This is a genomic window from Shewanella dokdonensis (genome assembly GCF_018394335.1).
Lineage (GTDB): Bacteria > Pseudomonadota > Gammaproteobacteria > Enterobacterales > Shewanellaceae > Shewanella > Shewanella dokdonensis.
Window position 1 is genome coordinate 865,610 of the sequence record NZ_CP074572.1, and the last position, 20,369, is coordinate 885,978.

Annotated in this window: 25 protein-coding genes and 2 pseudogenes; 15 read left to right on the forward strand and 12 right to left on the reverse strand. The window is 48.8% G+C overall.

Annotated elements, in window-relative coordinates; genetic code table 11:
• Positions 1-12 precede the first annotated feature (12 nt).
• The 3 genes from KHX94_RS20175 to KHX94_RS04105 form a co-directional block, all read right to left on the reverse strand.
• A complete protein-coding gene (locus KHX94_RS20175) occupies positions 13-729 on the reverse strand; it encodes an EAL domain-containing protein (protein WP_244859320.1) in 717 nt (238 codons plus the stop codon).
• A complete protein-coding gene (locus tag KHX94_RS20180; protein ID WP_244859321.1) occupies positions 702-1,511 on the reverse strand; it encodes a GGDEF domain-containing protein in 810 nt (269 codons plus the stop codon). Before KHX94_RS20180 ends, KHX94_RS20175 begins: the two co-directional genes overlap by 28 nt.
• Positions 1,512-1,590: 79 nt before the next feature.
• Complete coding sequence (locus KHX94_RS04105; protein ID WP_213682474.1) at positions 1,591-2,433, reverse strand: HDOD domain-containing protein; 843 nt, start codon at positions 2,431-2,433, stop codon at positions 1,591-1,593.
• Positions 2,434-2,735: 302 nt separating this feature from the next.
• Here KHX94_RS04105 and trhP point away from each other — a divergent pair, with 302 nt between their 5' ends.
• The 3 genes from trhP to KHX94_RS04120 are packed head-to-tail and all read left to right on the forward strand — an operon-like array spanning position 2,736 to position 4,617.
• Entirely contained in the window at positions 2,736-4,112 is a 1,377-nt protein-coding gene (gene trhP, locus KHX94_RS04110) for a prephenate-dependent tRNA uridine(34) hydroxylase TrhP (RefSeq protein ID WP_213682475.1), read from the forward strand.
• A gap of 12 nt (positions 4,113-4,124) precedes the next feature.
• The gene (locus KHX94_RS04115) at positions 4,125-4,382 is read left to right on the forward strand and encodes a YfhL family 4Fe-4S dicluster ferredoxin (RefSeq protein ID WP_213682476.1); all 258 of its coding nucleotides are present in this window, start codon (positions 4,125-4,127) and stop codon (positions 4,380-4,382) included.
• A 34-nt stretch (positions 4,383-4,416) separates the two neighbouring features.
• The gene (locus tag KHX94_RS04120; RefSeq protein ID WP_213682477.1) at positions 4,417-4,617 is read left to right on the forward strand and encodes a hypothetical protein; all 201 of its coding nucleotides are present in this window, start codon (positions 4,417-4,419) and stop codon (positions 4,615-4,617) included.
• Positions 4,618-4,625: 8 nt separating this feature from the next.
• On the opposite strand, the gene KHX94_RS04125 is transcribed toward KHX94_RS04120, so the two are convergent.
• Both KHX94_RS04125 and ltaE read right to left on the reverse strand, forming a co-directional pair.
• The gene (locus tag KHX94_RS04125) at positions 4,626-4,997 is read right to left on the reverse strand and encodes an acyl-CoA thioesterase (RefSeq protein ID WP_213682478.1); all 372 of its coding nucleotides are present in this window, start codon (positions 4,995-4,997) and stop codon (positions 4,626-4,628) included.
• 214 nt (positions 4,998-5,211) lie between these two features.
• Positions 5,212-6,227: pseudogene (gene ltaE, locus KHX94_RS04130) on the reverse strand (low-specificity L-threonine aldolase).
• Positions 6,228-6,480: 253 nt separating this feature from the next.
• On the opposite strand from ltaE, the gene KHX94_RS04135 reads away from it, so the two are divergent.
• The gene (locus tag KHX94_RS04135; protein ID WP_213682479.1) at positions 6,481-7,116 is read left to right on the forward strand and encodes a trimeric intracellular cation channel family protein; all 636 of its coding nucleotides are present in this window, start codon (positions 6,481-6,483) and stop codon (positions 7,114-7,116) included.
• A 40-nt stretch (positions 7,117-7,156) separates the two neighbouring features.
• Here KHX94_RS04135 and tpx read toward each other — a convergent pair whose 3' ends face one another.
• From tpx to KHX94_RS04150, 3 genes are all read right to left on the reverse strand, one after another.
• The gene (tpx, locus tag KHX94_RS04140) at positions 7,157-7,732 is read right to left on the reverse strand and encodes a thiol peroxidase (RefSeq protein WP_213683319.1); all 576 of its coding nucleotides are present in this window, start codon (positions 7,730-7,732) and stop codon (positions 7,157-7,159) included.
• 62 nt (positions 7,733-7,794) lie between these two features.
• Positions 7,795-8,619 carry a mechanosensitive ion channel family protein gene (locus KHX94_RS04145; RefSeq protein ID WP_213682480.1) on the reverse strand — a complete coding sequence of 275 codons (825 nt, stop codon included), beginning with the start codon at positions 8,617-8,619 and terminating at the stop codon, positions 7,795-7,797.
• Between the two features lie 232 nt (positions 8,620-8,851).
• Positions 8,852-9,412, reverse strand: coding sequence for a DUF4136 domain-containing protein (locus tag KHX94_RS04150; protein ID WP_213682481.1), 561 nt, complete (start codon positions 9,410-9,412; stop codon positions 8,852-8,854).
• A gap of 190 nt (positions 9,413-9,602) precedes the next feature.
• On the opposite strand from KHX94_RS04150, the gene KHX94_RS04155 reads away from it, so the two are divergent.
• The 4 genes from KHX94_RS04155 to ruvX all read left to right on the forward strand — a co-directional run bounded on the left by KHX94_RS04155 (position 9,603) and on the right by ruvX (position 11,454).
• Complete coding sequence (locus KHX94_RS04155) at positions 9,603-9,908, forward strand: hypothetical protein (RefSeq protein WP_213682482.1); 306 nt, start codon at positions 9,603-9,605, stop codon at positions 9,906-9,908.
• A gap of 190 nt (positions 9,909-10,098) precedes the next feature.
• On the forward strand, positions 10,099-10,428 hold the full coding sequence (yciH, locus tag KHX94_RS04160) for a stress response translation initiation inhibitor YciH (RefSeq protein WP_213682483.1): 330 nt from the start codon (positions 10,099-10,101) through the stop codon (positions 10,426-10,428).
• Positions 10,429-10,453: 25 nt separating this feature from the next.
• Complete coding sequence (locus tag KHX94_RS04165) at positions 10,454-11,014, forward strand: YqgE/AlgH family protein (protein ID WP_213682484.1); 561 nt, start codon at positions 10,454-10,456, stop codon at positions 11,012-11,014.
• Entirely contained in the window at positions 11,011-11,454 is a 444-nt protein-coding gene (ruvX, locus tag KHX94_RS04170) for a Holliday junction resolvase RuvX (RefSeq protein WP_213682485.1), read from the forward strand. The genes KHX94_RS04165 and ruvX overlap by 4 nt, the downstream gene beginning before the upstream one ends.
• A 9-nt stretch (positions 11,455-11,463) precedes the next feature.
• Here the strand turns inward: ruvX and KHX94_RS04175 are convergent, their stop codons facing one another.
• From KHX94_RS04175 to KHX94_RS04190, 4 genes are all read right to left on the reverse strand, one after another.
• Complete coding sequence (locus KHX94_RS04175; protein WP_213682486.1) at positions 11,464-12,024, reverse strand: glutathione peroxidase; 561 nt, start codon at positions 12,022-12,024, stop codon at positions 11,464-11,466.
• Between the two features lie 66 nt (positions 12,025-12,090).
• Positions 12,091-13,188: a hypothetical protein gene (locus tag KHX94_RS04180; protein WP_213682487.1), complete on the reverse strand. Its 1,098-nt coding sequence runs from the start codon at positions 13,186-13,188 to the stop codon at positions 12,091-12,093.
• A 122-nt stretch (positions 13,189-13,310) separates the two neighbouring features.
• Entirely contained in the window at positions 13,311-14,423 is a 1,113-nt protein-coding gene (locus KHX94_RS04185; RefSeq protein WP_213682488.1) for a PilT/PilU family type 4a pilus ATPase, read from the reverse strand.
• Positions 14,424-14,432: 9 nt separating this feature from the next.
• Positions 14,433-15,470: a type IV pilus twitching motility protein PilT gene (locus KHX94_RS04190; protein ID WP_213682489.1), complete on the reverse strand. Its 1,038-nt coding sequence runs from the start codon at positions 15,468-15,470 to the stop codon at positions 14,433-14,435.
• A gap of 37 nt (positions 15,471-15,507) precedes the next feature.
• Here KHX94_RS04190 and KHX94_RS04195 point away from each other — a divergent pair.
• The 7 genes and pseudogenes from KHX94_RS04195 to hemW all read left to right on the forward strand — a co-directional run bounded on the left by KHX94_RS04195 (position 15,508) and on the right by hemW (position 20,312).
• Positions 15,508-16,214, forward strand: a pseudogene (locus KHX94_RS04195) (YggS family pyridoxal phosphate-dependent enzyme).
• Between the two features lie 95 nt (positions 16,215-16,309).
• Positions 16,310-17,134 carry a pyrroline-5-carboxylate reductase gene (gene proC / locus KHX94_RS04200; RefSeq protein ID WP_213682490.1) on the forward strand — a complete coding sequence of 275 codons (825 nt, stop codon included), beginning with the start codon at positions 16,310-16,312 and terminating at the stop codon, positions 17,132-17,134.
• Between the two features lie 25 nt (positions 17,135-17,159).
• Positions 17,160-17,708, forward strand: coding sequence for a YggT family protein (locus KHX94_RS04205; protein ID WP_213682491.1), 549 nt, complete (start codon positions 17,160-17,162; stop codon positions 17,706-17,708).
• Positions 17,708-17,995, forward strand: a complete 288-nt coding sequence (gene yggU, locus KHX94_RS04210; protein WP_213682492.1) for a DUF167 family protein YggU — start codon at positions 17,708-17,710, stop codon at positions 17,993-17,995. Before KHX94_RS04205 ends, yggU begins: the two co-directional genes overlap by 1 nt.
• 82 nt (positions 17,996-18,077) lie before the next feature.
• Positions 18,078-18,509, forward strand: a complete 432-nt coding sequence (locus KHX94_RS04215) for a DUF4426 domain-containing protein (RefSeq protein WP_213682493.1) — start codon at positions 18,078-18,080, stop codon at positions 18,507-18,509.
• 34 nt (positions 18,510-18,543) lie between these two features.
• Positions 18,544-19,179 (forward strand): RdgB/HAM1 family non-canonical purine NTP pyrophosphatase, encoded by a 636-nt coding sequence (gene rdgB, locus KHX94_RS04220; protein WP_244859322.1) that lies wholly within the window; start codon positions 18,544-18,546, stop codon positions 19,177-19,179.
• Positions 19,179-20,312 carry a radical SAM family heme chaperone HemW gene (gene hemW / locus KHX94_RS04225; protein WP_213682494.1) on the forward strand — a complete coding sequence of 378 codons (1,134 nt, stop codon included), beginning with the start codon at positions 19,179-19,181 and terminating at the stop codon, positions 20,310-20,312. Before rdgB ends, hemW begins: the two co-directional genes overlap by 1 nt.
• Positions 20,313-20,369: the final 57 nt, after the last annotated feature.

A 20,369-nucleotide genomic window follows, 5' to 3' on the forward strand; every position in this document is an offset into this window, starting at 1 on the left:
CCTTTTTAATCATCAGCTTGCCGGCTGTATCTGCGGCAAGCTGTTAAGTTGTAAGCTTTTTCCGTGATACGCCAGCTCAGCACCACGCATCGGGTTAGCAAACAACTGCCCTTGTAGCAGATCTGCCCCCATACGCCGTAACAGCTCGCGCTGACGGGTATCTTCAACACCTTCTACCGTCACCCGATAGCCAAGATGATGAGCCATTTCAATGGTGGTACACACGATACGTTGCGCCCGGAGATCCAACAGTAAGTCGTCAACAAAGGCCTTATCTATCTTGATCTCGTCCACTGGCAAGTCTTTCAGATAGGCGAGCGACGAGTGCCCGGTTCCAAAGTCGTCAATGGCAACCTCAATGCCCATCTGCCGCAACTGTTGTAACTTATCACGGGTACCACTGAGATTAGCGATCAACACACCCTCGGTTATTTCTAACGCTAGCACTTCAGCAGGCAACTGATATTGTTTCAGTTTATCGCAAATACAGGCCACAACATCCTGTTCAAAATCACTGCCTGCAAGGTTTATTGCCACGCGCACATCAACGCCATGCGCCCGCCACTGCTGCTGTTGCTGCAATACTTTTTCCACCACCCAGTGGCTGACTAAAGAAATCATGCCCGCGCATTCCGCCAGAGGAATAAATTCCGCCGGTGACACGACACCCAACTGAGGATGTTCCCAGCGCAGCAGTGCTTCTACCTGGGTACATTTGCCTGAGTGCAAACTCTCTTTAGGTTGGTAAACCAGATATAACTGATTGCTTTGTAAAGCTTTAGGCAAACTGTGAATAATCTGCATTTCCCGCAGATGCAGGCTGTCATCTCCAGCCTCATAAGCGGCAATGCCATTACGACTGTTACGCGCTTTTTAAGTGCTAAATCAACGCGTTTCAGCATCAGACTGGTATCGGCATGATGTGAGTCCAGTTGCAGATAGCCAACCCTGACCTTGAGACCAATGGGAGTTTTATCCATCTGATAAGGCCGCTGCAACTCCTGCTGCAACGTCTCCAGCGCAGCAGTATTTAGCGGCTGCTCGTAAAACAGCAAAAACTCATCACCGTCCATACGTACTACAAAGCGTGGTTGCGGCATGCTCTGGCGTAAGCGGGCGGCATATCCCTGTAAGATCTTGTCGCCAGCACTGAAACCAAACAGATCATTGACCAGGCGAAAACGGTCAATATCCAACATCACCAGGGTACCGCGAGTGACCGGCATTAACGGGGTAATGGCGCGTTTGAACCATTGACGGTTGGGTAATCCGGTCAGAGGATCTATGCCGATATTAGAGGGCAACTGTCGTAACAGGGATTTAATAACCAGATACAGTGGCACAGCCCGTTCGGGCACAGTGGAGATTTCCAGCGGTTGTCGATGTTCGACCTGAAAACGCAGGTCTTCAGCTAACTTCGCCACAAAGGACTTAAGTCGCCGATAACGTATCCATATTATGGCTCCTGCCAACACACTGATGGTCAACAATCCTATCAACCCAAAGATCATCTGCTATCCCCAACCCACCAAACACCGAAAGATGTGGTTTGACATTTATGACATGCTACGCAGCATACCGTATTTAAGGCTAATCGTAACTGGCTTTTATTGAATGAAAATGTTCTAAAAATTCATCACTTGCAAGGTCTTCTGGGGTCACAGGCAAGCCTTTGTTGATAAACACATCTAGGCGCTGCTGCAACTCAGGCCCAGCGCGTAACTCTCCGACATAAAAGGCGGCTGCCCGGATAAAATCCAAATAAGTCACCGCTTCCGGCAGGTAATGCAGATCGGCCCAGCGCTCCACCACTTCCGTCACTTCTGGGGTAAACGCCCAACTGTTCAGTACGGCCCGGCCAATTGGCCCTTGTAACTTACGCACCAAGGCACGTAACTGCTCAATACTGCAAAACAGTTCTGGGTGAGATTCGGCTTCGGTCAGTACCGGCAATGCCCCGATGTTATGCACCAGCCCGGCCAGTGTCAGCGTGTCATAGTTGAGTTGAATTTCTGGATGCTGAGCTTTATACATCAATAACATAGATGCCGCCGCTGCGGTTACCTCAATTGACGTTCCCCAGACTTCATCCATCACTTCCCAGACCATTTCATTGGTGGAGATAAACAGCTGCTCCATGGCGATGGACGTGACGATAGATTTAATTTGGGTCAACCCGATGCGAGTAACGGCCTGGCTGATATTTTCGGCTTTAACACCTCGGCTGTAAAAAGCGCTGTTCGCGACTTTAATGAGCCGGGCAGAAATTGCGGCATCCTGACCGATAACTTCAGCGACCTGCTTCAAACTGGAATCCTGACGCCCCATCACTTCCTGCACCCGAATTGCCACTTCCGGCAGCGTTGGCAGAACCAACGTATCGTATTTTAATTTTTTCAGAAGACTGACCAACAGTTGGTGCTCTGTTGACATGCGCGCCTCAATGTAACCTTGATGTTTAAAATATGTGACTCATTATATCAGCTCCTCTTGTGACAAGGAGTAGAGATCTTTCTGCTCTTAAATATCTGTTGGTATTTGCACAAGTTTTACCCAATCAAGATTTATTAAAAGAATGTTACCAAGAATAGCGCCTTTCTCTAGGCCACCGCTAGTGCAATAAAACCAGAGTAAATTAATCAGTCTTTCATTTGCATCGATTGGCAGATATTCAGTAAAATGCCGCGCCTGCCACGCATTTGTGGCCGCGAACCTTCCATGAGTGAGAGTAAGTTATGTTCAAACCAGAGCTGTTGTCCCCTGCTGGGACCTTGAAAAATATGCGTTATGCCTTTGCTTACGGTGCCGATGCCGTATATGCGGGCCAGCCACGCTACAGCTTGAGAGTACGTAATAACGATTTCAGCATGGAAAATCTGGCGACCGGCATCAATGAAGCACATCAGCTCGGCAAAAAGCTCTATGTGGTCAGCAATATCGCGCCACATAACGCCAAACTGAAAACCTATCTGAAGGACATGGAGCCGGTCATTGCCATGGGGCCAGACGCGTTGATTATGTCTGATCCTGGCCTGATCATGATGGTGCGTGAAGCCTTTCCAGAACAAGTAGTGCATCTGTCAGTGCAAGCAAACGCCATCAACTGGGCCTCAGTAAAATTCTGGGAAAGTCAGGGGATTAAGCGAGTCATTCTGTCACGTGAACTGTCACTGGACGAAATTGAAGAAATTCGCCAGCACTGCCCTGATATTGAACTGGAAGTATTCGTGCATGGGGCGCTGTGTATGGCCTACTCTGGCCGTTGCCTGTTATCCGGTTATATCAACAAACGCGACCCGAATCAGGGCACCTGCACCAATGCTTGCCGCTGGAAGTATGATGTGCATGAAGCCAAACAAAACGATGCAGGCGACATCATTGCCATCAATCCGGTCAATGACGATGCGGTACAAATTGCCACACCGACACTAGGTGACGGCCCAGCAACCGATAAAATCTTCCTGTTACAGGAAGGTAATCGCCCAGGCGAATATATGCCAGCGTTTGAAGACGAACATGGCACCTATATCATGAATTCCAAGGATTTACGCGCAATTCAGCATGTAGAGCGACTGGCTCGTATGGGCGTAGATTCACTGAAAATCGAAGGCCGCACTAAGTCATTTTATTACGTGGCTCGCACCGCACAGTTGTATCGCCAAGCCATCAACGATGCCGCTGCTGGCAACGCCTTTGACCGCAGCCTGATGAAACAACTGGAAGGTTTAGCACACCGCGGTTACACCGAAGGTTTTCTGCGGCGCCATGTACATGATGAGTACCAGAATTACGACTATGGTTACTCCGTCAGTGACAGCCAGCAGTTTGTTGGCGAATTGACCGGGGAGCGTAACGCTAACGGATTGGCCGAAATTGCAGTGAAAAACAAGTTCAGTGTTGGCGATAGCGTTGAGTTGATGACGCCGCAAGGTAACATCAGCCTGACCATCGACTCACTGCATAACCGCAAGGACGAAGCCGTTGATTGTGCCCCGGGCAATGGCCATACTGTTTACTTACCGGTACCGCAGGAAGTGGCACTTGAACACGGTATTTTGCTGCGCAATCTGCCCACAGGTCAGGACACCCGCAATCCGCATAAAGGCGAATAATCGAGATTTACCATGGCGCTGCTGATAGACGATACCTGTATCAACTGTGATATGTGCGAACCTGAATGCCCAAATCAGGCCATCAGCATGGGAGAAGAGATCTATTTTATTGATCCCGAGCGTTGCACTGAGTGTGTCGGTCACTATGACAAGCCAACCTGTGTTTCGGTATGCCCGATCGATTGCATTGATGTTGACCCACAGCGGGTCGAAAGCCCTGACGAGCTGCTACTGAAATATGCTAGATTGACAGGGAAACTTGACGATTAAGCTCGTGCCAGACCGCCAATCAAAGGAGCAACGCATGAAGACAGCATTGTTATTGAGTGCCCTGTTATGGCTCACGGCCTGTGCTGAACTAAAACAAACAGGTAAGGACATCGGCCATGCAACCCGTGATGTGACCACAGAAATTGGCCACACCGCGCGAGATGTTACCAGGGACGTTGGTCATGCCTCCCGCGATGCGGTCAAGTCGGTCAAACAAGAGATACAAAAAGACTAACGCTCGCTTTAAGCTGCGGCGTCGGCAGTTGCACCGTGGGGAACGGGCGGTACTGCCTCGTTGACGTTGACAAACACCATCTTGTCAATGCTAACGATAGGTGCCAGGGTTTGCTTATTGCGCACTTCACAGCGCACGGTAATCGACGTGTGGCCCATACTGATCAGTTCCAAGCCAAATTCAATTACATCCCCTAATTTTGCGGCTGTCATAAAGTTGATTTCAGAGATCAATTTGGTGACATGGTTGCGACTTTTCATCTGACATCCGGCAAATATTGCCGCTTCTTCATCAATCCAACTGAGTAGTTGGCCACCGAAAAGTGAACCCGCGGGATTCAGATGTTCATGCTTAATCAATCGGCGACTGTAATACTTCATGGTGGCGCCTCCACTTGCTAAACCTACATATTGGTAATTTAGCAAATACAACGCCATATTTTTTTATTGATATATTTCAGATGGTTGGATTTTAAAATTGCAGTAAAATGTGCGCTATTGCACCATTTTCAGTCACCCACTGCACCGTAACAGCACCGTTGACGATGGCATGCCAAAGAAAGCAGAAAGGGAGCGCTTGGCACTCCCGATGAAGTTAACAATGCGCTAGGCAGTGTTTAAAAGCAGCGATAGTTTTATGAATGTCAGCAGTCGCAATATCGTTATGCGTCACCAAGCGCAACGATTTGCTAGCACTGATGCAGACACCAGATTCGGCCAGTTGTGTTGTTAGTTGTTGAGGATCGATATGACTGTCCAGTTCGGCAAAGACCATATTGGTTTGTACCAGCGACAGATCCACATTAAGTTCGTCTAATTGTGACAAACCTTCAGCCAACATGCGGGCATTAGCGTGATCGTCAGCCAAGCGCGCCACTTGCTGGGTTAATGCCAACTCGCCAGCGGCCGCCAAAATCCCTGCTTGGCGCATACCACCACCCAACATTTTACGCCACCGCCTAGCCCGCTGAATAAAGTGTTCATCACCTAACAATAGCGAGCCCACTGGCGCGCACAGCCCTTTGACAGGCACAAGGTGGCCGAATCGAAGAACTGCATAATGTCGGCAATCGCCAGCCCCTGAGCCACAGCGGCGTTGGCCACACGAGCACCATCCAGATGGATTTTAAGGCCTTTGGCAAACGCCAGTTGTTGTGCTTCCTGCAAATATTGCTGCGGCAGCACCTTGCCGCCGATAGTGTTTTCTAAACTGATTAAGCGAGTACGCGCAAAATGAAAATCATCGGGTTTGATGGCCGCACTCACATCAGACAACAACAAACTACCATCGGCTTGATTGGCAATCGGCTGCGGCTGGATGCTGCCTAACACTGCCGCACCACCGGCCTCGTATTTGTAATTGTGAGCCTGCTGACCACAAATATATTCATCACCACGATTACAGTGTGACATCAGTGCCAGCAAATTGGCCTGAGTGCCCGATGTTGTAAACAGCGCTTCTTCAAAACCGAGCATCTCTGCCGCCATCTGCTCTAAATGGTTGACGGTCGGATCATCGCCATAAACATCATCACCCACAACGGCGGCAGCCATCGCCGCTCGCATCGCTGCCGTGGGTTGTGTCACTGTATCACTTCTTAAATCAATCATTACCTTATCCGATGAACGCTAGGGGGCACTCTGCCACGCAATAACTGCACAACTGGGAGGCCACTATGCTTTCGCCACATTAACGTTACAAATTCCTATCTAATAATTATTTAAATATAAAAATAATAAAATTAAATCAATATATTAAATACAACACACATTAGATATTTTAATCAATAAATAAAAATATCTCATTTGGATTTTTCTCTAATTTCATTCAGAATGCGCGTTTTCTCATTGCGCAGGACCCCAAATGCAAGATAGCCAATTTGTATTGCTGTTATGGTTTGTTGGCATCATTGCCGAGGCCATGACTGGCGCGCTAGCGGCTGGCAAGCAACGCATGGATCTGTTTGGCGTAGTCATTGTTGGCTGTGCCACCGCCATAGGCGGCGGTACATTACGTGATATGTTGCTGGGGAATTACCCACTTATTTGGGTAGAGAACTGGCATTATCTGTTGGCGATTATGTTGGCATCTTTGCTTACTGTGGTCATTGCCCCGCTAATGCACTATCTGGCAAAACTGTTCCTCGCCATCGACGCCTTAGGCCTAGCCGTGTTTTCTGTAGTCGGTGCACAAAAAACGCTGTTGCTTGGCTTCAGCCCTGCGGTTGCCGTGGTGATGGGGGTCATTACCGGAGTGTTTGGCGGCGTTATCCGCGACATTCTCTGCAATCAGCTGCCCTTGATTTTTCGCAAAGAACTCTATGGGATTGTGGCGATTGTCACCGCGAGTTGCTACGTGATGCTACAACTCCGTGATACTGGTGCTTGGCTCAGCCTTGGTGTCAGTCTTTGGTTAGGTTTCAGTCTGCGGATGCTGGCAATTCGTTTCCATTGGTCAGTGCCAACGTTTCATTATTCCACCGAAGAACACCCCAAATAGCGATGCTATAGACGCCAGCATCTGCTGGCGTTCAGGCGGCTTAAGACTGCTTACTAATCTCCGCCAAGGCGGCTAATGCCTGTTCGTAATCAGGATGGTGACTCACATCTGGCACTAATTCCAGATATTGCAGTTTCCCTTCGGGATCTATGATAAAAATTGAGCGTGCCAGTATTCCCATGTCCTTGATGATAAGGCCATACTTTTCACCAAAGTCACGCCAGACTGAATCTGATAACACTTTGATATTATCTACATTCTCTACCTTGCAAAAACGCTTTTGTGCAAAGGGTAAGTCTTCACTGATACTGAGCATCACTACAGACGCAGCATCAAAATTTGCCACTTCACTGTTAAAACGCTTGGTCTGGAGTGCACAGACGCCAGTATCCAGACTCGGTACCGCGCTGATCAGCACAGTTTTTCCTTTATAGTCACTGAGGCTTATCGGCTGAAACTTGTCATCAACCACTCGAAATCCAGGAGCGACCTGCCCGACTTGTGGCATCTTGCCCAACAGCGACACACTTTTTCCTGCCAAGGTAACTTCCGTTGCCTGCAAACTGCCGCAGACTCCCAGCAAGGTCAAAGCCAATAGTGCAGCATATTTATTCATCATGTCCTCCTTTGACTGAGCTAATGAAAAACCGGCACAAGGCCGGTCTTTCGCAGAACCTGTTACTTGGCAGGCATCTCTTTGATATGAACATCCATCTGTGGATATGGAATTCCAATGCCATTTTCATCCAGTGCCAGTTTGATCTGTTCCATCAGTTCAAAATGCGCTGGCCAATAATCCGCAGCATTGACCCAAGGACGTACAGCAAAGTTAACTGAAGAATCCCCCAACGCTGCCACACCTACGGTATAAGCGGGATCTTTTAGAACCTTGTCGTTACTTTCCAAGATATCGCATAACAATTGCTTGGTTTTACGGATATCGGCATCGTAAGACACACCTATGGTCAAATCCAGACGCCGTTTATCCATCATCGAGTAGTTAACAATACTGCCATTCATAATGGCAGAGTTTGGTACTGTAATTACCTTGTTATCAGGGCTCTTTAAGCGAGTTGCAAATATGGTAATTTCATCCACAACCCCAGCGACACCCGCAGCTTCAATGTAATCACCAACTCGACATGGGCGGAACATTACCAGCAAAACACCAGCCGCAAAATTAGCCAATGAACCCTGTAATGCCAAACCAACAGCCAAACCCGCGGCACCTAATACAGCTACCAGCGAAGCGGTTTGGATCCCCACCTGTCCCAAAGTAGCAATCACGGTAAAGGTAAACACCACAGCCCAGGCCATATTAGCCACAAATGTGGATACCGTTTTGTCAACTTTACGATTGTTCAGCAGACGCTCGGTGAGCTTTTTGGCAACGCCGGAAAAATACTTACCAACGAAGAAAATTACCAGCGCTAGAATAATTTTGAGGCCATATACTGCCACCAATTCCGGCACCTGTTTCATCAACTCTTCGATGTTATCCATTAAAATACTCCCTTTAATATTTACATTCTTACTGACCCAACGTTGCAACCAGCGGCATCCTTGTCTACCTGTGCATCCGTGCAGGATCGCGTAATAAGATAACCTTTTGTGAACAGGCTTGCATCTGGAATTCGTTAACTGACGTGCTACAAAGGCACATAATGATGAGGATCATAGAAAGTGCCATAGAAAAGGCGACCAACGGCCGCCTGTTCTGAGATTAAGCTAATACTTATTTTTCCGGTTTAGGAGGGAAATTAGCCAACACACCAGTTACCGCTTCGTTCATCTTAGCAATGCGTTGCTGCGGTGTTTTATAGTCGCGGATCACGCCATTAGCAGCACCGCGCCAGATAAGCTTGTTGGTCTTCGCGTCAACGAGATCCAGCAGCAAGGTACCAACTTCATACTCTTTTACTTGCGTATTGGTCTGGAATGAACCACCGAAATACCAACGCGGCCCCCAAAACGGACTGTATCCCATACCAGAATTGATACTGTCGACTTTAAAACGCTTATCTGTTTTGGTCAGATAGTTCACCAACACATCCGCATCTTTCTGCGCTACTTTTACATAGCCTTTGCGCACCATCTCGGCATCGACAGCTTCGCGAACACGCTGATCCAGCAATCCATTTAATTGATATTCAGCACCATTCGCCTTAGATGCCGGCACCCAAGCGTAATGTTTGTACTGAGTAAAATTCACCTCGGGGTTGTAATCCCAGCCAGTATCGAGGGAACTACAGCCTCCAAGCAACAACACCAATGCGGCAAAAATCAGTTTTTTCATGGGACTCACCTTTCGCTTCTGCGTTATGGAAACGCAACCCTTCAGTTAAACAGCTTACAATTCAGCGAACTGAACAACAACCGTAAAAAAGTTGCATAGTATTTCAACACTACTTGATCTCCGCTTTATTTTAAATGATAATAATTATCATTACATCATTTAAGGAGGATGATCATGGTTTGGTTTCTAAGTGTCTTCATCATTGCCTTTACTGCTGCTGACTATTCCGACCCGGTTAACATCATCTTCTGAAAACCTCAACATGCCGGGTTTATCATCGCTGGATCTACATAAAGCCTGGCTATTGCTGCCACTCACCATTTTATGCTGGCTCGGCGGACATCTGTTTGCCAACGCCTTCTCATTCTTTAGCCTAGCAGCCGTTGGTTTTGTGGTAACGCCGCTAACGTTACTTATTCCATCGTGGCGCCCTTGGATGTTAGCGAGTGCCCTGTTGTCCATGATATCCGTGTTACTTGGCACCTTGTTGGGCTGAACTTAACTCTCCCTCGTCAATGTCTCTAAATGAGACAACTCATACTGATTTTGTATCCCTGCAAATAAAATCAGTTTTCAGGCCACCCTAGTCGGTGGCTTTTTTTAAGACACAACCACATGCGGTAAACTATAGGTCTGTATAGTAAATCTGTTAGACTGATAACAAGATGATCTCAGGAAATAGTGCCATGAAATCCGACCCCAATGTTACCTTGGTGTACAGTACAGATAAGGGCCGAATCAGCGAAACAGCGCCGTCACCTCAAATTCCGCAAGGCGATGGGATTGTACGTATTCATCGCGACAGTAAAGGACGAAAAGGTAAAGGTGTGGCAGTCATTAGCGGTCTTGCACTGAGTATTGATGAACTCAAAGCCTTGGCACAAAAGCTAAAAAAACAATGCGGTTGTGGCGGCACGGTAAAGGAGTTTACTATCGAAGTTCAGACCGATAATCGGGAACAACTTAAAACCTTGCTGGAAAAGATGGGTTATCAGGTGAAGCTGGCCGGTGGCTGACAAACCTCTAACCAGGAGTCGTTGAATGGACAGTTTGCAAAACCATTTCCTTATCGCTATGCCTTCGCTGAACGACACTTTTTTTGAACGTTCATTGATTTATATCTGTGAGCACGATGCCAAGGGTGCGATGGGATTGATGGTCAACCGCCCGATAGGTTTGGAAGTTCAGGAATTACTGGCGCAACTGGATTTAAAGGAGTCGCCGCAGCTTCTGCCATCGCTGGAAAACCAAGTGCTCATTGGCGGCCCAGTCAATCCTGAGCGCGGTTTCGTATTGCATAGCAACCAGCCACATTGGGCCAACAGTAATCCCGTCAGCGATAACTTAATGTTGACCACATCCCGAGATATTCTGGCGGCCTTGGGCTCGCACAAGGCTCCGGTACACTTTCTGGTTGTGCTGGGTTACGCCGGTTGGAGCCGTAATCAGCTGGAACAAGAGTTAGCAGAAAACTCTTGGCTGACACTGCCTGCCACAGAAGAACTCCTGTTTAACACCCCTTTTGAAGAACGCTGGGAGAAAGCCACCAACTCACTGGGTTTTGATGCCTGGCAGATGTCTGGCGATATAGGTCACGCATGAGCAAAACCGTACTGGGATTTGATTTTGGCACCAAAAGTATTGGGGTAGCGGTCGGTCAGGAGATCACCGCCAGTGCCCAGCCACTATTGTCACTGAAAGCTAATGATGGTGTTCCTGATTGGCAGCAAATCGCCACACTTTTGCAGGAATGGCAGCCAGATCTGGTGGTGGTGGGGTTACCCCTAAACATGGATGGCAGTGAACAGGAAATGACGCAGCGAGCCCGTAAGTTTGCTAATCGCATTCACGGTCGTTTTGGGGTAGCGGTAGTTACTCAGGATGAGCGCCTGACCACTACTGATGCCAAAGCCAGATTATTTGAGCTTGGAGGCTTTAAAGCCTTAGGTAAGAGTAAAGTAGATGCGGTTTCTGCCGTACTGATCATCGAAAGTTTTTTGAGAATCAGTACGACATTTAAGATCAACTGCCGCGCTTGGTAACCAACGGTGCTAATGTGCTGCTGGCGCGGCCTCGGTTGCCAGTAACTTATCAATCGCGTCGTTGAGTTCTTGGCTATCAGGCGTCACTCGAGAGCTAAATTGCTGCACACGCTTGCCGTCACCACTCACCAGATATTTGAAGAAATTCCATTTGGGTGAACCCGCTTTATCATCAAGATAGGCGAATACCGGATTAACATCGCTGCCACGTACCGCGGAAGTTGCCAGCATAGTGAAGGTAACCCCGTAATTGATATAACAGATTTTCGCCGTATCTTTTTCCTGTTTTTCTTCCTGGAAAAAATCATTGGAAGGAAAGCCAAGCACCACCAAGCCCTTATCTTGGTACTTTTTATGTAATGCTTCCAATCCTTTAAATTGTGGAGTGAATCCACAGTGACTGGCCGTATTGACAATCAACACAGGTTTGCCCTGAGTAACAGCGCACAGCTCCACCATCTCCTGAGAATGTAATTTACGCAGTTGCAGATTGAGATAATCAGGACATTGCGCGGCAGTTGCTGATGCCGCCCACAGCAACATCACGGATAAATAGCCTGACAGTTTCATATGCAGATCCTAGTTGTAGATGGATAAGATAGCAGTTTTAGGCTAGCACAAGGCCGATGACCAGAGTTAAAAATAAAGGCCAATATTAATATTCAGACGCGAATGCCAACCATCACTGGCATCATCAATACCAATACCTGGGCCACCCGCGAACCACATGTTTTTACCAGCAATCCAGTCAACATAGCTGTAAAACTTACCGGCGGTTATTGAGCAGCCCGTGACGTTCTGTATGGAGTTGTCCAGACCACGCCCAGATGCCGCAATATGGGTAAAATCGTTATAACAGGTGATATTTGATACCGGCCCCCAATGCACATCCATACTATGAGAAAGGTTAGCGCTCACAACATCCGCCTTGGCTGCCACTTCAAACGGGTAAGCAAACGCTGACATCGCCATCCGTTCATCCGGCATGTCATAATCATAATGGAGATATTGCAACTGGGTTTGCCAACTGTGCCAGTCCATTTGCCAATGGATTGCGGCGGCATATCCGTCACTGTCGCTGCCCGCTGCAGCACCTTCTAGTTGCTGGTAATCAAACCGATTTAACTGCAATGAAGCACCGAGCTTATGGCTGACATTGCCACTGCTGAAACTTCGCTCTATCCTGCCATTGAGTTGCCCGGCTTCCTCATATGGATGCGCAGCTGTTGTGGCAGTATCAAAAGAATAACGTTTAAAGCGGCTGCCATCACCATACTCATCGTTGGCAAAATAGGCTAAATCATAGCGCCAGCCATCCTGTTCGTACTGCCAGTGAATACCAGCATCATAATCGTCTTCAAATCCAAGATAATAAGTGCCGCCGAACCAGAAAGAATGCGAAGCATAAGGCAACAGGCCAAAAGGCACTTGGGTTACCCCAATTTTCACACTGGACTGTTCAGAAAACTTATAGCCCATCCACGCGTGATGAATAACGTCTTGATCTTGATACCAGCGATACTGTGCCGAGGCAAATAACTGCCCGTCGTCATAATTAACATCGGCACGAAACAGCTCAAACTCAAACTTGGCATTGTTATCGTAATCTTTCCAGCCATAGTTAAGACGCACAGCACCACCGATATCCAGCGCCTCGGAAACAGGCACAGCCAACACCGGAAAGGTAACCCCCAAGCTGGCAACCACAGCCCATAGTTTTTTGCTAATTTTCATCCTTTCCTCCGTTTTATATAAAAAATGGCGCAGGATCCTAACAAAAAATCATTTAAAATTCGAATTACATACAAAAAATAAAATATGCCAAGCAAAGTACCGCCTGCAACCACAGTTGCTACTCAATCCATATCCAGCGTCACACCTTCCATGGAACCCGCCGACCCAGTCGTGCCACTTTGCAGTTTGATCATCAGGCGCAAATCGTTGGGCGAATCGGCATGGCGTAAGGCTTCGGCATAGGTGATCTCGCCATCATTAAATAACTTAAACAACGCCTGGTCGAAGGTTTGCATACCCTGCTCATTCGATTTCGCCATAGTTTCTTTCAGCAGATGTAACTCATTGTTTTGAATGATACTGGCAACGCGAGGCGTGTTGATGAGGATTTCAATGGCGGCGCGGCGGCCGCTACCATCCGCCTTGGGGATCAATTGCTGCGCCACAATGCCACGTAAATTCAAAGACAAATCAAATAACAATTGCCGATGCTTACTTTCCGGCACCAAGTGCATTATGCGATCCAGCGCCTGGTTGGCATTATTGGCGTGCAAGGTAGCCATACACAGGTGGCCGGTTTCAGCGAAAGATAGTGCAAACTCCATGGTTTCCTGACTACGGATTTCGCCAATAAGAATCACGTCTGGCGCCTGTCGCAACGAACTTTTCAGTGCCGCATCAAAAGATTCGGTATCAATGCCAACTTCGCGCTGGGTAATAATGCTCTTGCGATGCTGATGCACAAATTCGATGGGGTCTTCAATAGTCAGGATATGGCCTTTGGAATTTTCATTACGGTAGCCAATCAGTGCTGCCAGCGAGGTAGATTTACCCGTACCAGTACCACCGACCATGATCACCAGCCCCCGTTTACTCATCACCAGATCTCTGAGAATGGCGGGTAAACTGAGTTCTTCCATGGTGGGGATACGGATTTCAATGCGCCGCATTACACAGCCTGCGGCTTCTCGCTGCCAGAAAGCGCTGACACGGAAGCGCCCTAAGCCTTTAACGCCAATCGCAAAATTACATTCCTTGCTGTCATGAAACGCCTTTTTGTTTTCCGGCGTCATCAATGACTCTACAAATTCCAGCGCCTGCTCTTGGTTAAACGGATTCTCGGCTAATGGCCGCAGCTCCCCATCTACCTTGGCGCTTGGCGGGAACCCCGCCGTTACAAACAGGTCGGAGGCTTTACGCGCTACCATTTCCTCAAGAAAAGGTCTGACGTCCATCCCAGCTCCTTACAGATTTAGTTGTTTGTTAGAACTCTTAGATAGCGCATCTTCACGGGTGATCACCCCACGAGCCACCAGATGTTGCAGGCTCTGCTCCAGTGTCTGCATGCCGTGCGCCATCCCCGTCTGAATGGCGGAATACATCTGCGCCACTTTATCCTCACGAATGAGGTTACGGATAGCGGGCGTCCCCATCATGATCTCGTGAGCCGCGACCCGGCCACCACCGATTTTCTTGATCAAGGTCTGTGAAATTACCGCCTGCAAGGATTCAGACAACATGGTGCGCACCATATCTTTTTCACCCGATGGGAACACGTCAACCACACGGTCAATGGTTTTAGCGGCTGAGGTGGTATGCAAGGTACCAAACACCAGATGACCAGTTTCAGCCGCGGTTAATGCTAAGCGGATGGTTTCCAGGTCACGCATTTCACCCACTAGGATGACATCCGGGTCTTCACGCAAAGCACTACGCAGCGCCGCCGCAAAGCTCAATGTATGGCGATGGACTTCACGCTGATTGATCAAACAGTTTTTAGGCTTGTGTACAAATTCGATGGGGTCTTCAATGGTGAGAATATGGTCGTGACGATTGTCATTCACATAATCAATCATGGCTGCCAAGGTCGTACTTTTACCAGAACCTGTAGGCCCGGTAACCAACACTAATCCACGAGGATATGAGGAGATTTTCTTAAAAATTTCAGGAGCGCCCAGATGCTCCAGCGTTAGAATATCGCTCGGAATGGTGCGAAAGACAGCGGCCGCGCCACGGGCCTGATTAAAGGCGTTCACCCTGAACCGCGCCAGATTGGGCACCTCAAAGGAAAAATCGATTTCCAGGTGCTCTTCATAATCCTTACGCTGTTTGTCGTTCATGATGTCATACACCAGCCGATGCACATCCTGATGCGTCAATTCTGGGACATTGAGTTTTCTCACCTCCCCATCAACGCGGATCAACGGTGGCACCCCGGAAGACAGATGCAGATCCGAGGCGTTATGCTTTACACTAAAAGCCAATAATTCAGTGATTTCCATAGAGTGGGATATCCCTTACAAGCGAAAGATTAACATCATGACAACAATAGCAGAGAGACTGGCACTCGCCCAGCACCGGATCACGCTGGCAGCGGGGAAATGCGCCAGACAAGCGACTGACATCACATTGCTGGCAGTCAGTAAAACGAAGCCCGTGACCGATATTATTGCCGCTTATGCCGCCGGTCAGCGCTGTTTCGGTGAAAACTATGTGCAGGAAGGCCAGCAAAAATTCTCGAACTCCGTCAACAGTATCCTGACATAGAGTGGCACTTTATCGGCCCATTACAATCTAACAAAAGCCGGGCGGTGGCGGAACTGTTCCACTGGATGCATACCATAGATCGCAGCAAGATTGCCCAACGACTCAACGAACAGCGCCCCGATTCACTGCCACCGCTGAATGTCTGCATCCAGATCAATGTCAGCGGTGAAGCCTCAAAATCGGGGATCAGCGGTGTCCAGGACATGCTAGCGCTTGCCAGCGACATCGCACAGTTACCACGGCTTAGGTTACGCGGTCTAATGACAATTCCCAGTGCGGAAGAGGGTGACGGACTTATTCATGAATATCAGCAGATGCAACAACTGTTCGCACAGCTGCAACAGGCATTTCCACAAGTAGATACACTGTCCATGGGCATGAGCCACGACCTGGAGTTAGCAGTAGCGCACGGTGCCACCATGGTGCGCATCGGCAGTGCTATCTTTGGTGCCCGAGACTACAGCCAAAAACCGGCTTGATTGGCCGTAGTGCCCTTGTTTTTGCTACCCTAAGCCCAAATACTATTGGCATTCGCGGTTTTGCACCGTGAAATTGCAACCAGACAGAGGATTTTATGTCAGACAAGCGCATCTGTTTTATCGGTGCCGGCAATATGAGTCGCAGTATCATCAGCGGCCTCGTCAGCAGTGGCTATCAACCACAGTTAATTGAAGCCAGTAACCCGAGCACTGGCAAACTGCAAGCATTGCAGACAGATTTTGCCATCAAGGTGACCACAGATAATCTGGCAGCCGCCCGCGCCGCCGATGTGATTGTTCTGGCGGTAAAACCGCAACTGATGCAACAGGTATGTGCCGCTTTGCAGTCATTAGACCTGTCCGACAAACTGCTTATCACCATCGCGGCGGGTATCAATGCCGCGCGCTATAGCGACAGTGATTATCTGGCACAACCAGTGAAATTAATTCGTACCATGCCAAATACGCCAATGCAGATTGGTGCAGGCATGAGTGGCATGTTCGCCCCCGCTAATATCAGCGATGAAGACAAAGTTATCTGCCATCGCATTATGACCAGTGGTGGTCAAGCGGTGTGGGTAGATAAAGAAGCCGACCTGAATCTAGTCATTGCCTTGGCTGGCAGTTCACCTGCCTACTTTTTCCTGTTTGTCGAAGCTATGATAAATGCAGCGGCAGAATTAGGCATGGAGCCATCAAAAGCCCGGGCACTAGCGCAACAGGCAGCATTGGGCGCCGCCAGAATGCTCCAGGAAAACCCGCAACTATCACCGCAGCAACTGAGGCAAAATGTCACATCAAAGGGTGGCACTACCCATGAAGCGGTTGAAACCTTTAAGCAAGGGGAACTGCCGGAGTTAGTCAAACAAGCAATGAACAACTGTATTGCCAGAGCTGAAGCGATGGCGAAAGAATTCTGAGCAACCATAGAGAACGATAACATCCATGAATGCATTCGCTTACTTAGTTAATACCCTGTTTGATCTGTATCTAATGGTGGTGATTTTGCGCTTCTGGCTACAGCTGGCGCGGGCTGATTTTTATAATCCGTTCAGCCAGTTTATTGTCAAAGCCACCCATCCAATCGTTGCCCCGATGCGGCGTATTCTGCCCGCCATTGGTGCTGTTGACACCGCGTCTGTGGTACTGGCGTTAGCCGTAGTCGTGATTAAAATCCTCTTGTTGTCACTGATCGCCGGAGCCAGTTTTGATTTTGGCACTACCATTATTTTTGCCATTGTGTCTGTCATCAAGGAAGCCGGGGTATTGTTGTTCTGGATCCTGATTATCCGCGCGATTTTGAGTTGGGTCAGTCAAGGCAGTAACCCGTTTGAATACGTATTAATCCAGTTGACTGAGCCTATTCTCAGCCCTATCCGCCGTATTATTCCGCCCATGGGAGGGCTGGATCTGTCGGTACTGCTGCTGATGGTTGGTCTTAATTTCCTCAATATGTTGCTGGCTCAGTACGTGCCCTTCTGGGCGATGGCCTGATGCCCGCGATTGTGCAAGAGCAGCAGGATCTGCTGCTCAACCTCTATATCCAGCCTAAAGCCAGCCGTGATCAGTGGGTTGGCATCCACGGCGATGAAGTAAAACTGGCCATTACCGCGCCGCCCATTGATGGCAAAGCCAATGCTTATCTGGCGAAATGGCTGGCAAAAGCGTTTAAAGTGCCGAAAAGCCAAGTGACCATAATCAAAGGCGAATTGGGGCGGCATAAACAAGTGCGTATCAGCGCCCCCAAAGCGCTGCCCGAGTTTATCCAACAATTGCTCTGAGTCATTACCTCACTGCCATAGGCTTACGCCGCTTAAGCGGTTATAATCTCCCCATGTTGCAGTAAAAACTTAAATACCATCAGTGCGCCGATTTCTCCTGTTAGTTGTGTTATGGCTGACCGCCGTCAGTGTTGCTTATGCAGAACAGAAACTGCAGGTCGGGCATTACGATATTCACTATATGGCGTTGCCCAGCACTTTTCTGACCCCCGCCATCGCCCACAACTACGGCATCGATCGCAGCCCCTATACCGGTTTTCTCAACGTGGTGGTGCAAGATCGTGAGCTGCCGGGGCAACCCATGGTCGCGGTAGAAATCAGCGGCATTGCCACCAATATTCTCGATGCTCGCTTCAAGCTGAAATTTCGTGAAATTCGCGAAGGTCATTCAATTTACTATTTGGCGGAATGCCCTTATCGCGACACCGAAGAGATCCGCTTCAAGCTGGTGATCCGTAAAGATAATGACCTCAATACAACAGTGGATTTCAACCAGAAATTCTTTAATGACTGAGATGATGTTTTGCGGATAACGGCAAGGGTTGGCTATGATGGCCAGCGACTCAGTACAGGATAAATCCCATGAAAAAATCGTGTTAGCCAGTGGCAACAAAGGCAAACTGGCAGAATTTGCCGACATGTTGGCCGACTTTAATATAGAAGTATTACCCCAGAGCGTCTTCGAAGTAACAGAAGCCATCGAAGATGGACTGAGCTTTGTAGAGAACGCCATCATCAAAGCCCGCCATGCCGCGCTGGCAACCGGATTACCCGCCATTGCCGATGACTCAGGGCTGGAAGTGGACGCTCTTGGTGGCGAGCCTGGCATCTACTCAGCCCGTTACAGCGGTGAACATGCTACCGCTGAGTCCAATTATCAGAAACTGTTAGCCGCACTCGAACAAGTTGCCGCGCCGCGCCGCGCACGTTTCCAATGTGTACTGGTATATATGCGGCATGCGGCTGACCCGACTCCGATTATCTGCCAGGCAGCTTGGGAAGGTGAGATAGGTCTTGAGCCCAAAGGTGCACATGGTCATGGCTATGACCCAGTGTTTATTCCACTAGGATTCCGTCAGACCGCGGCAGAGCTTAGTAGTGATGAAAAGAATCAACTGAGTCATCGAGGTAAGGCATTGAAATTATTGCTGGAAGCTTTTCATCAGCAAGGGATCATCGACTGATGCTACAGTTGCCGCCGCTAAGTCTTTATATCCACATTCCTTGGTGCGTGCGTAAGTGCCCTTATTGTGATTTCAACTCCCATGCCCAGCAGGGAGAACTGCCGCAACAACAGTATGTCGATGCGCTGTTGCAGGATTTGCAAGCCGACCTCCCATATGTGCAGCAGCGGCCATTGCACAGCATTTTTATCGGTGGTGGCACCCCATCACTTTTTGACGCCAGCCAGATAGCTCGACTACTGCAAGGTGTACAGCAGCAGATCCCTTTCTGTGATGATATTGAAATCACGATGGAAGCCAATCCCGGGACGCTGGAACATGACGACTTTGCCGCCTACCGACAAGCGGGTGTGAGCCGGATTTCCATGGGCGTACAGAGTTTTGCCACAGATAAACTCAATATTCTGGGACGAATTCACGGCAGTGAAGAAGCTAAAAATGCCGCTAAAATGCTAGCGACTGCGGGTTATCAGAGCTTCAACCTGGATCTGATGCACGGTCTGCCAGGGCAAGATTTACCGCAAGCACTGAGTGATATCGAAACCGCCGCCGCACTCAATCCACCACATCTGTCTTGGTATCAACTCACCATTGAAGCCAATACCTTGTTCCATTCCAGACCGCCACAACTGCCGGATGACGAAGCCCTATGGCAAATTTACCGCACCGGCCAGCAGCGTTTAGCCGAGTTGGGCTACCGCCAGTATGAGATCTCCGCCTATGCCAAACCCGGCTATGAATGTCGCCACAATCGCAATTATTGGGAGTTTGGTGACTATCTGGGGATAGGTTGTGGTGCCCACGGCAAAATAACCTTAGGGCAACAGCAGCAGATTATCCGCACCGTTAAAGTAAAACATCCCAAAGGCTATTTAGCGGGTCATTACCATTACCAGACCACAGAAGTCGCCGCCGACGAGCTACCGCTAGAATATCTGATGAATCGTTTACGCTTGATGGTACCCATTCCTAAAGCGGAGTTTGAAGCCAGAACCGGATTATCCGCCACGCTGCTGGATGACGGCATGCAGCGCGGTGCAGATAAAGGTTTAGTGATAGTGCACAGCGATACCTGGGAATTGACAGAAAAAGGTCATTACTTCGTCAATGAATTGCTGGGCGAGTTTTGCTGAAAGCTCAGCCAGCGGCTCACATAATACCCATTGCTTAGCACCATAAAAAATCCTCCC